General features: G+C 70.4%; 11 protein-coding genes. 8 read left to right on the plus strand and 3 right to left on the minus strand.

Translation table 11 applies throughout. The features are described from left to right. Window positions 1-660 (plus strand): winged helix-turn-helix domain-containing protein (locus ACWCO3_RS25550; protein WP_450012412.1); only part of this gene is annotated, 660 nt, incomplete at its 5' end. Window positions 661-750: 90 nt separating this feature from the next. Next, the gene (locus ACWCO3_RS25555) at window positions 751-1,257 is read left to right on the plus strand and encodes a VOC family protein (RefSeq protein ID WP_145780783.1); all 507 of its coding nucleotides are present in this window, start codon (window positions 751-753) and stop codon (window positions 1,255-1,257) included. Window positions 1,258-1,316: 59 nt separating this feature from the next. On the opposite strand, the gene ACWCO3_RS25560 is transcribed toward ACWCO3_RS25555, so the two are convergent. Then, entirely contained in the window at window positions 1,317-2,207 is an 891-nt protein-coding gene (locus tag ACWCO3_RS25560; RefSeq protein ID WP_145780781.1) for an AurF N-oxygenase family protein, read from the minus strand. A gap of 48 nt (window positions 2,208-2,255) precedes the next feature. On the opposite strand from ACWCO3_RS25560, the gene ACWCO3_RS25565 reads away from it, so the two are divergent. From ACWCO3_RS25565 to ACWCO3_RS25590, 6 genes are all read left to right on the plus strand, one after another. Continuing rightward, the gene (locus ACWCO3_RS25565) at window positions 2,256-2,984 is read left to right on the plus strand and encodes a TetR/AcrR family transcriptional regulator (protein ID WP_358078802.1); all 729 of its coding nucleotides are present in this window, start codon (window positions 2,256-2,258) and stop codon (window positions 2,982-2,984) included. Beyond that, window positions 2,981-3,295 carry a DUF4873 domain-containing protein gene (locus ACWCO3_RS25570; protein WP_450012415.1) on the plus strand — a complete coding sequence of 105 codons (315 nt, stop codon included), beginning with the start codon at window positions 2,981-2,983 and terminating at the stop codon, window positions 3,293-3,295. The genes ACWCO3_RS25565 and ACWCO3_RS25570 overlap by 4 nt, the downstream gene beginning before the upstream one ends. Next, entirely contained in the window at window positions 3,296-4,789 is a 1,494-nt protein-coding gene (locus ACWCO3_RS25575; RefSeq protein WP_450012417.1) for a flavin-containing monooxygenase, read from the plus strand. It begins immediately after the preceding gene. Continuing rightward, entirely contained in the window at window positions 4,779-5,651 is an 873-nt protein-coding gene (locus ACWCO3_RS25580; protein WP_450012419.1) for an SDR family oxidoreductase, read from the plus strand. Before ACWCO3_RS25575 ends, ACWCO3_RS25580 begins: the two co-directional genes overlap by 11 nt. After that, window positions 5,648-6,475 carry an alpha/beta fold hydrolase gene (locus ACWCO3_RS25585; RefSeq protein ID WP_450012421.1) on the plus strand — a complete coding sequence of 276 codons (828 nt, stop codon included), beginning with the start codon at window positions 5,648-5,650 and terminating at the stop codon, window positions 6,473-6,475. Before ACWCO3_RS25580 ends, ACWCO3_RS25585 begins: the two co-directional genes overlap by 4 nt. A gap of 228 nt (window positions 6,476-6,703) precedes the next feature. After that, the gene (locus ACWCO3_RS25590; RefSeq protein ID WP_145785595.1) at window positions 6,704-8,263 is read left to right on the plus strand and encodes an OFA family MFS transporter; all 1,560 of its coding nucleotides are present in this window, start codon (window positions 6,704-6,706) and stop codon (window positions 8,261-8,263) included. Between the two features lie 76 nt (window positions 8,264-8,339). Here the strand turns inward: ACWCO3_RS25590 and nrfD are convergent, their stop codons facing one another. After that, the gene (nrfD, locus tag ACWCO3_RS25595) at window positions 8,340-9,305 is read right to left on the minus strand and encodes an NrfD/PsrC family molybdoenzyme membrane anchor subunit (protein WP_145780769.1); all 966 of its coding nucleotides are present in this window, start codon (window positions 9,303-9,305) and stop codon (window positions 8,340-8,342) included. Further along, window positions 9,302-9,817, minus strand: a 516-nt coding sequence (locus ACWCO3_RS25600; RefSeq protein WP_450012423.1) for a 4Fe-4S dicluster domain-containing protein, incomplete at its 5' end; no start/stop codon positions are given. The genes nrfD and ACWCO3_RS25600, both read right to left, overlap by 4 nt.

Here is a 9,817-nt window from a genome sequence, read left to right on the forward strand (position 1 = left end):
AGAAGAAAGGACGATCAAGAACTTGCCGTGAGCAACTTGTCGCTAAGAGTTGCCGCGCTGACGACGCGCTTGCCAATCATTGTCAGGACCATGACGAGAGCCGGGCAGGGATGCCCATCGATCCCGGGCGGTGCTGTGGCCGAGGACGACGATGCGACGTCAAACAGGGGGGATCCGGCCGACGAGCCGTTCCCGCTACTGATCGCGGTGACGTCGTCGCCGGCCGAGCGCATCCGGCTCGCGGAGCGACTCGACGGCATCGCACCGCTACTGCTCGTGGCCGATCTCGACGAGCTACGCCGACTGATCGCCGCCCCCCAGCAGATGGCCGCGGCGGCATCCGAGCCGGCCAGCGCTCTGGTGATCGACTCGGCCCGGTCGAGCGCCCGTTGCGGAGAACGTGAAGTCGACCTCACCCGACTGGAACACGACCTGCTGACCTGCCTGATCACCGAGCCGGTCCGGGTCTGGAGCTACGCGGAGTTGCACCGGTCGGTCTGGGGCGACGAGGGGCGCGAACGTAAGGCGGACGTGCAGTCGTTGGTGAAGCGGCTACGCCGCAAGCTGCACGACCTCGGCACCCTGGCCACCATCGACGTCGTTCGAGGTGTCGGCCTGCGGCTGACCGATCACCAGCAGGCCCGGGTCGAACGCGCCTGACGCGCCGACGCATGAACTGATCAAGCGGCGGGTACGACCTGAAGATCAGCAGCGACACAGGCGACGAAGACGCTGGTAAGGAGACTCAGAATGGCATTCCCCGACCTCTCGAACGTGTCCATCGGCCTCACGTCGGCCGCACACGTCGGGATCGCGGTGAGTGACCTCGACCGCTCGGTAGCGTTCTATCAGGCCCTGCTCGGCAAGGAACCGGTCGTCCGGGACGAGACCATGCACGGAGCCGGTTTCGCGCAGTCGCAGGGGCTGCCGACGACGAAGCTGCGGTACGCCACCTTCAACCTCGACAACCTGGGGATCGACCTGATCCAGTTCCAGGACCCGGTCGGCGAGGTCGCCCAGGTGGCCGCGAACCGGCCCGGCTCGATGCACCTCTGCTTCCACGTGGACGACGTGCGCTCGGTCGTCGACCGGATGCGCGCCGCCGGGATCGAGTTCCTCGGCGAGCCGTACACCTTCGCGGCCGGCGAGGTCAACCCGCCGGAGGCCCTCGGCACCGAGGTCGCGTACTTCAACGATCCGGACGGAACGAACCTCGAACTCATCGCGCCGAAGGGCGGTTTCGCCCGCAGCGAGTGAGCTCAGGCGGCATGGGGGCGGGCTCACGCCCCCATGCCGCCGCACCGAGCGGCGTCAGGTCAGATCAGCCCGGCCCGGGCCCACAGCAGACGCCCCGGCCCGGCCACCAGACCGACACCCGCCAGGTTGGCGTGCACCCGCGCCGCCGACCAGCGCAGGGTGGCACGCCAGTGCGGGTTGGCGCGGGCAGCGGCACGACCGACGGCCGGTGGAATGCCCACCGCCGCGTACACGTCGGGATGGACCAGCCGGCCGGCGATCGTGTAGGCGGCGCGACCGACCAACAGCCGGGCGTACGCCATGCCTGCCGGGCCGGTGGCCTCGACGGCGGCGGCCAGTTCCGCACGGGCGAACCGGACGTGTCGGGCCTCCTCCACCACGTGGATGCGGGAGACCATCCGGATGAGAGGCTGGAGCGACTCGTCCGCCATGATCTCGCGCTGGAACGCGTCGAGGATTTCCTCCGCGATGAGGATCGCCGCGTACATCCGGGGCCCACTGGCGGTGGCCTTGAGGAACCGCCCGAGGTGATGGTCCACGGTGCTCGCGCGGTAGACCGGACAGCCCATCGCCTCGATCAGCCGGCCGAACATGATGGAGTGCCGGCACTCGTCGGCGACCTCGGTCAACGCGTACTGCGCCTGTCGACTGGTCGGGTCGGCGCGGTAGTACTCCCGGATCAGCATCTGCATGAGGATCGTCTCGAACCACAGCCCGGCGCTGGCCGCGCTGGCCACCTCGTGCTTGGTGAGCTCGACGCGCTGCTCCTCACTGAGCTGCCCCCACAGTGGCGTGCCATAGAGGCTGCTGCGCTGCGGCGGAAGCCAGTAGGCACCGGGGGTGTGCGGGGCGTCCCAGTCGATCTCGACGGTGGGGTCGTAGCTGGTCCGCAGTGAGGACGTGAGCAGTCGCTCGGCGACCGCCGCACGCCCGGTTTCCGCCGCCTCCATGGCTCCTCCATATTGACGTGACGACCGGTAACTGTTACGAGTAGTAGCATGCAATCGCCGTTCACCGATGTCAATGCGTCCGACCCGCCGACCACGCCCCCCGACGGCGTAACGAAGGCGAAGGGCAACGGCCGTCGAGACCGCTGGGCGGACCATCGTGAGCAACGAAGGCAGGAGTTGGTCGCGGCTGCCGTGCAGGCGCTGCTGCGGCACGGGCCGGAGGTCGACATGGAACAGGTGGCCGCCGCCGCCGGCGTCAGCAAGCCGGTTCTGTACCGCTACTTCGCCGACAAGTCGCAGCTCTGGGTCGCGGTCAGCGAAGTGGTGGCGGCCCGGATGGTCGACACGATCGCGCCCGCCGTCGAGCAGGTCCGCGAGGAACGTGACCTGGTCGAGGCGACCATCGACGCCTACCTGGGCGTGATCGAGTCGGAGCCGAGGCTCTACCGGTTCCTGATGCACCAGTCCGGCGACCCCGGCATCCACCAGGTGATCGCCGGCACCAGCCGGCAGGTGGCCGCCGGGCTCGCCCGGGTGATCGGCGACCGGCTACGTACGCTGGGCCTGGACGCCGGTCCCGCTGAGCCCTGGGCGTACGGCCTGGTGGGTTTCGTGCAGGCGGTCGGCGACTGGTGGACCACGCACGGCCAGCCCATCAGCCGGGCGGCCCTCACCGACTACCTGACCGCTCTGCTGTGGAGCGGCATCGAGGGGGTACGGGCCAGCGCCGACCTGCCGCACGAGCTCACCCGCGCCCACGAGCGGATCGTGCCGTGAGTTACCACGGCCCGGCGGGCGTCGAGGGCACCTCGGTCCGGGTGCACCTCAGCGGGCGGTGGGAGCCGGTCGACGGCCGCTTCCACTGGGGCGGGCGGATCGAGCCCGAGCCCCGGGTGGCCCACCTGCTGCGCTCCGGGCGACGCGACGTCGAGGTGCGCATCGCCGACCGCGTCCGGGCCGCACGACTGGCCGAGATCGATCCGTGGGGCGGCGTACGAATCACCGGCGTGGGCGATCCGCCCTGGCCGCCCGCCGCCGAGTCGACTGCCGCCGAGTCGACTGCCGCGCCCGAGCTCACGGAGGAGTGAATGGAGACAGACGTTGCCATCATCGGCGCCGGCTTCGGTGGCCTGGGTGCCGCCATCCGCCTCCAGCGGACCGGCTTCACCGACTTTCTCGTCTTCGACCGGGGCGACGAGGTCGGCGGCACCTGGCGGGACAACACCTACCCCGGCTGCGCCTGCGACGTCCCGTCGCACCTCTACTCGTTCTCGTTCGCGCCCAACCCCCGCTGGTCGAACACCTTCTCCAGCCAGCCGGAGATCTGGGACTACCTGCGCGGCTGCGTCGACCGCTTCGGCATCCGCCCGAAGCTGCGGCTGCGTCACGAGGTGCATGAGGCGCGCTGGGACGACCACCGGCAACGCTGGCTGCTGCGTACCTCCGGCGGCGACCACACCGCCCGCGTCCTGATCTGCGCGGCCGGCCCGCTCAGCGATCCCGCCATCCCCGAGCTGCCCGGGGTCGACGAGTTCGCGGGTACGGTCTTCCACTCCGCCCGTTGGCGGCACGACCACGATCTGACCGGCCGTCGTGTCGCGGTGATCGGCACCGGAGCCTCGGCGGTCCAACTCGTGCCGCAGATTCAGCCGCTGGTCGAGAAGCTGACGCTCTTCCAGCGCACCCCCGCCTGGATCATGCCGAGGCGGTCGCGTCGGATCAGCCGGGCCGAGCAGGCCGCGTTCCGTGCGGTGCCCGGCGCGCAGCGGGCCGTCCGGGCAGGGCTCTATCTGGTCCGCGAGGGCATGGGCCTGGGTTTCCTGCACCCGACGGTCAACCGCTTCGCCTCGCGGCTGTCCCTGCGGACGCTGCGACGTCAGGTCGCCGACCCGCACCTACGGGACAAGCTCACCCCGCGGTACGCGATGGGCTGCAAGCGGGTGCTCATCTCCAACGACTACTGGCCGTCGCTCGCCCAGCCGAACGTCGACGTGGTCACGGCCGGCATCGACCGGATCGTGCCGGACGGCCTGGTCACCGCCGACGGCGTTCACCACCCCGCGGACACCGTCATCTTCGGCACCGGCTTCCACGTCACCGACTCCCCTGTCGTGCGGCGCATCAAGGGCCGTGGCGGGCGCACCCTGGGCGAGGCGTGGACCCCGAGCATGCACGCGTACCGGGGCACCACCATCAACGGCTTCCCCAACCTGTTCTTCCTGCTCGGCCCGAACACCGGGCTGGGGCACACCTCAGTGGTGCTGATGATCGAGGCGCAGCTGCGTCTGGTGGTCGCGGCCCTGCGGCACATGCGGACCAGTGATATCCAGGCCATCGAGCCCACCGCGGAGGCGCAACGGCGCTGGACCGAACGCATCGATCAGAAGATGGCCGGCACCGTGTGGGAGTCCGGCTGTGAGAGCTGGTATCTCGACAGCACGGGCCGCAACACCACCATCTGGCCGGGCCTCGCCACCAGCTTCCGGGTGCGGCTGCGCCGGTTCCGCCCGGCCGACTACCAGGTGGCCACGGCCGGGACCACCCCGAACGAGACGGAACGGGAGCACGCCGATGCGGTATGACCTGGCGGGCAGGACGGTGCTCATCACCGGCGCGGCGCGCGGTATCGGGGCGCGGATGGCCGGCGAGGCCGTCGCTCGCGGCGCCCAGGTCGCCCTCGTGGGCCTGGAAGGTGAGCTGCTCAAGCAGCTCAGTGCCGACCTCGACGCGCACTGGTACGAGTGCGACGTCACCGACCAGGCGGCGCTGAACGCCGCAGTGGCATCCACTGTGGATCGCTTCGGCGGCATCGACGTGGTCGTGGCCAACGCGGGCATCGCGAACCTCGGCACCGTCGCCGTCGGACCGGTCGACGCGCTGGTCCGTACCGTCGAGGTGAATCTTTGCGGCGCGATCCGCACGGTCAGCGCGGCGCTGCCCCACGTCACCGCCGCCCGTGGCCACGTCCTGATCGTCTCGTCAGCCGCCGCCTTCACGGCGATGCCCGGCATGGCCGCCTACTGCGCGTCCAAGGCGGGCGTGGAGCAGTTCGCCAACGTGCTGCGCCTGGAGACCCGCCCGACCGGCGTCACCGTCGGCACCGCCCATCCGATCTGGATCGACACCGACCTGGTCCGCGACATCCGTGACGACCTGCCGTCCTTCCGCACCGCGCTGCGCCGGATGCCGTGGCCGCTGTCCACCGTCGTGCCCGTCGAGCAGTGCGTGGAGGCCCTGCTGCGCGGCATCGAACGCCGCAGACGCACTGTGTACGTGCCACGGTCGCTCGCCATGGTGCAGGCGCTGCGGCCGGTGGTGTTGAGCGGCCTCTCGGACGCGTTGATCACCCGGTTCGGCGGTCGGACCATGGTCGGCCAGATGGAGGACGAGGTCCGTCAGCTCGGGCGCTCCTTCGGCAGGACGTCGGTGGGAGAGCAGTCATGACGGTTCACTTCCGTCGGGCGGGCAGCGGTGAGCCGCTCCTGCTCATCCACGGCATCGGTCACCGCCACCAGGCATGGGAGCCGGTGTTCGACCGGCTCACCGCCCACCACGAGGTGACAGCGCTCGACCTACCCGGGTTCGGGAACTCGCCGGTGCCCGGCACCGGAATGCCCGCCGACATGGCCGCCACAGTGGCCGGGGTCCTGCCGGTCCTGACCGAGTGGGGGCTGGAGCGTCCGCACGTCGCCGGCTACAGCCTCGGTGGGGCGATCGCCCTGGAGCTCGCCGCCACCGGCGCGGTCGCCTCGGCCACCGCCTTCTCCCCCGCCGGCTTCTTCACCCCGGCGGAGCGCCGACGGGCCCTGGCCATCCTCCGGATGCTGCGGGCCAACTCGTACCTCCCCACCCCGATCATGCGGGTCGCGCTGCGGTCGGCGTACCTCCGGGCGCTGTGCTTCGCGCCGCTGATGGCCCGCCCGACGCTGCTGGACGTCGAGCGCGCGCTGGGAGACGCGCTCGCCCTGCGACGCGGGCTCGGCTTCAACGCCGTCGCCCGAGCCGCCCGCGACTACCGCTTCGACTGCCGTCGTCTCTCCGACGCGACGGTGCCCGTGACCATCGGCTGGGGGGACCGCGACCGGATCTTCGGCGTCCACCAGGCCGAGCGCGCCCGGGCGGGCCTGCCCGCGGCGAGGGTGGTGACGCTCCCCCGTTGCGGGCACGTGCCGATGAGCGACGACCCGGACCTGGTCGCCGCGCTCATCCTGGAGACCACCGGCGCCGTGCCCGGCACCGAACGACCGGATCCGTCGGTCTCCGTCTAGCGCCGCGGTCAGAGAGGTCAGGGGTGGGCCGACGTCTCCATACCTCCGTTTTGCGGTAATGACAGGCTGTGAACTCACTGACACGTAACGTGAGGATGCAGCCGGGCTACGGCTGCCGCAGGCGTGCACCGGGCCGCCACCGTGGCGGTGCCGCTCGGTCAACGACCGGGACGGACAGCCCTGCACCGCCGCCGGCCTACTCAGCCGCAGGAGGTGTGGACGATGCCCATGCTGTCGGTCTTCAATCCCCGGCACACTGTCGCTCCCCCGGGATACAGCCGCTGGCTCATCCCGACCGCGGCCCTGGCCGTGCACGTGTGCATCGGTCAGGTCTACGCGACGAGTGTCTACAAGAACTCCCTCATCGCGCACTTCGACGTCAGTCAGACGGCGATCGGGGCGATCTTCAGTATCGCCATCGTGATGCTGGGTTCGTCCGCGGCGGTGGGTGGCCGTTGGGTGGAGCGGAACGGACCGCGCCGGGCGATGTTCGTCTCGGCGTGTTTCTGGGCCACGGGGTTCCTGGTCGGCGCGCTCGGCATCGCGACCCAACAGCTCTGGCTGCTCTACCTCGGTTACGGCGTCATCGGCGGCATCGGGCTCGGCATCGGCTACATCTCGCCCGTCTCCACACTGATCAAGTGGTTCCCGGACCGGCCCGGCCTCGCCACCGGGTTGGCCATCATGGGGTTCGGCGGCGGCGCTCTCGTCGCCGGCCCGCTCGCGCGCCAACTGCTCTCCCTCTACGACTCCGGCTACAACCCCAACAATCCTGCGGCGGTGGCCTCGGGACACGCCCTCGTGGCGCTCTTCGTCACGTTCGGCATCGGATACTTCGTGATCATGATGTTCGGCCCCTTCAACGTCCGGGTGCCGGCGCCGGACTGGCGGCCCGCCGGGTTCGACCCCGCGAGCGTCGCCTCCCGGCCTCTCGTGACGACGGCGAGCGTGTCGGCCTCGAATGCCGTGCGTACCCGGTCGTTCTGGTTGCTGTGGATCGTGCTGTTCTGCAACGTCACTGCGGGCATCGGCATCCTGGAGCAGGCAAGTCCGATGATCCAGGACTTCTTCCGGGACAACGGGACCGCCACCACGGTCTCGGTGACCGCGGCGGCCGGTTTCGTGGGGGTGCTGTCGCTGTTCAACATGGCGGGGCGGTTCGTCTGGTCGACGACGTCCGACCTCATCGGCCGTAAGCCCATCTACATGGTCTACCTCGGCGTCGGCATGGTGCTGTATCTGCTGCTCGCCGTCGCCGGCCACTCCGCGACCGCGGTCTTCGTGCTGATCGCCGCTGCGATCATCTCCTTCTACGGCGGTGGCTTCGCCACCATGCCCGCCTACCTGCGTGACCTGTTCGGCACCTTCCAGGTCGGGGCGATCCACGGCCGGATCCTGACCGCGTGGTCGGCCGCGGGTGTCGCCGGCCCGCTGATCATCAATGGGATCCTCGACACGCAGGGCAAGCCGGGCACCCTCACCGCGGCGGCGTACCGGCCCGCCCTGTTCACCATGGTCGGCATCCTCGCCATCGGGTTCATCGCGAACCTACTGGTCCGTTCCGTGCCCGAGCGGTTCCACGAACCGAACCGGGGGCCGACCTCGCCCGTGGCGAAGGCAACTGTCACCGAGCCGGTCGCTCTCGGGCGGGACAGCCAGCCGCCCGCGCCACCACGCGTCGGCAATCAGACCGGGCGGCTCTGGTTGTCCTGGTTGCTGGTCGCGGTGCTCCTCGGGTACGGCATCATCCAGACCGCGATCACCGCCGCGAAGCTGTTCACCGGCTGACGCGTGGCGGCCAGACCTCTTGCATCACAACGGAAGGCGCCCCCTTGAAGGGGTGCCTTCCGTTTCGTAGATCCGCTCAGAGCCGGGTCGCCGACCGCTTCTCGTCGAGCCGCTCCCGCTGTGGCACGACCGTGTACTTCGGATCGCGTGCCGACACCCGGCCCGCCTCGAAGACGCCGAACCGGGTGGCGATCGACGAGGCGACGAGAGCGGCGCCGGAGATCGCCGACAGGACCCGGCTGCGTCGGCTGAACAGCGCGGCGACGGTGCCCACGCCGAGTAGCACGTCACCCGCACGGACCAGACGACCGCTGCGACCCTGCCGGTAGGGCTCACCGGTCAGGCCCAACCGCTCCATTCGGCGGCCGCCGAGGTACTTGATGGTCGCCGCGACGACGGCGAGTCGCCGCAGCGGAGCGGTCTGGGCGGCGGGTGCCGCGATGAGGCCGACCCCGGTGGCGGCGGCGAGCGCGCTGCCACCGAAGACGAACGGCAGATAGGGGTACGCCTCGTGCCAGGCAGGTACGGCGGTGTCGGCGAGCAGCACCCCGGTGTACGTCGCGAGGGCCGGCGCGGTGGCCGCGGCGGCCAGGCCGGCGACGTTGCCGACGGGCGGTGCGATCCGACGGGCGAGGCCGAGCACACCGTGCTGCGGGAGCAGCGGCGCGAGCTCGGCGACCGCGGCCACACCGGCCAGCGGCCCGAACGCGGCGAGGATCCAGGTGCCGACCGACATCGGCGAGGTTACCTTGACCACCCGGAGCATGTGATGGAACCGGGCCGGCCGGCCGAGGTCGTGGACCAACAGGTACGTGCTGGCGGCGATACCACCGAGGGCCGTCCACCGGCCCACGGTGCATAACCCCGGTCGTCCGGTCAGTTGGGCGCCCGCGCCGATCAGCGCGCCTCCGGCGGCGAGGCCTCCGGTGAACAGGTAGCCGGCGATGTCGTACTTCCACACCGGCGGCTTCAACACCGGCCTCCCGTAGTAGGAGGCGAAGTCGGCCGGCGGCACCGTGAGCTGCTCACCGCCGCGGGTCATGATTGCCTGCCCAGGAATGCGACAACAGTGGCGGCGGTCATCGCCAGGGCGGCCAGACCGGCGCGTTTCCACATGGCCGGCAGGTCCCGGGTGGTCACGATCGGGTCCGGTGGCAGCCCGTACACCTCCGGCTCGTCGAGCAGCAGGAAGAACGCCCCGTCACCACCGACACCGTCGTTCGGGTCCTCCCCATACAACCGCGCCTCGGAAACCCCCCGCCCCCGCAACGTCGCCACCCGCGTGGCGGCCCGCTCCCGCAACTCGTCGAGGGGCCCGTACTGGATCGACTCGGTCGGACACGCCTGCGCACACGCCGGGGTCATGCCCGCGCCCAACCGGTCGTAGCACAACGTGCACTTCCACGCCCGACCATCGTCCTTACGCTGATCGATCACCCCGTACGGACACGCCGAGATGCAGTAACCGCACCCGTTGCAGATGTCCTCCTGCACCACCACCGTCCCGAACTCCGTCCGGAACAACGACCCCGTCGGACACACATCCAGACACGC

The sequence above is a fragment of the Micromonospora sp. NPDC002411 genome (genome assembly GCF_053592955.1).